Below are 1,197 nucleotides of genomic sequence, written 5' to 3' on the forward strand. Positions count from 1 at the left end.
GGGAGCCGGTTGCCGGGCACCCGGTTGCCGGCCCGGTCAGGAGGCCCGCATCGCCGCCACCGCGCTCATCCGCCCGACCCGGCGGGCCGGGAGCACCGCGGCGGCCAGGCCGACCAGGACGGTCAGGCCCAGGGCGGCCAGCACCGGCAGGACCGGCGGGGTGCCGACCGTCCCCACCGTCGAGGTGATCGAGCGGGCGGCCGCCCAGCCGTAGGCGGCCCCCAGGCCCGTCCCGACCAGGGCGCCGGCCAGGGAGAGGAGCAGCGCCTCCAGGGTGAGCATCCGGCGGAGCTGTTCGCGGGACATCCCGATCGCGCGCAGCATGCCGATCTCGCGGGAGCGTTCGCTGATGCTGAGCATCAGGGTGGCGGCGACGCCGAGGCCGGCGATGGCGACGGAGAAGGACAGCAGGGCCATGCTGATGGTCTTCAGCCGGTCCAGCAGGGAGCGCAGGGTGTCCGCCTGGGCGGCCGTGTCGGCGACGGTCACCTGCGGGTGGTCGGCGAGGGCGTGGTCCAGGGCGCGGCGGGCGGTCGGCCGGTCCTCGCCGGCGGCCGGGCTGATCCAGGCCGTGGTGACGGGCGCGCCGGGGGCGAGGCGGTCCAGGGTCGCGGGCGCCACCAGCAGGGTGGCGCCGCTCTGCAGGGTGAACGGCAGGCTGCTGCGGCCGGGTTGGAGCCGCAGCTCGACGCCGCCGACCCGGCGCACCCCGGTGTCGCCGAGCCCGCTCAGCGCGCCGCCCTCGGTGAGCGCGCGGGCCCGGTCCACGTCGTCCGTCGAGGAGTTGAGCCGGGTGGCGTCGACGGCGGCGACCACGGTGGGCCGGCCGTCGAGGTCGACGGTGGCGGACCGGACCGGGGTCACGGTCAGTCCGTGCTCGGCGCCGAGCGCGCCGAGCGCCCCGGCGGGCAGGGCGCCGCCGCCGGTGGCGGCCGCCGAGAAGACCCCCGGCTGGCGCGCGGACACCACGGGCACCAGCGACTGCGAGGTGATGTCCAGCGCGGTGACCGCGCCGACCATCACGGTGACGCCGAGCAGCAGCGCCGAGCCGGTGGCCCCGGTGCGGCCCGGGTTGAGCCGCAGCTGCTGGGTGGCGAGCCGCCCGGCCGTACCGCCGAGCTTCCGGGCGGGCCGGCCGAGCACGGCGACGACGGCGGGCAGCACCCGGTGGGAGAGCCGCAGCACCCCGAAGAAGTT

The 1,197-nt window shown here is 78.0% G+C and carries 1 protein-coding gene; it reads right to left on the reverse strand.

Annotation, left to right across the window (positions count from 1 at the left end):
* Positions 1 to 36: 36 nt before the first annotated feature.
* Positions 37 to 1,197 (reverse strand): ABC transporter permease (locus AE652_RS41710; protein WP_159028742.1); only part of this gene is annotated, 1,161 nt, incomplete at its 5' end.

This window comes from Kitasatospora sp. MY 5-36 (genome assembly GCF_001182915.1).
Lineage (GTDB): Bacteria > Actinomycetota > Actinomycetes > Streptomycetales > Streptomycetaceae > Kitasatospora.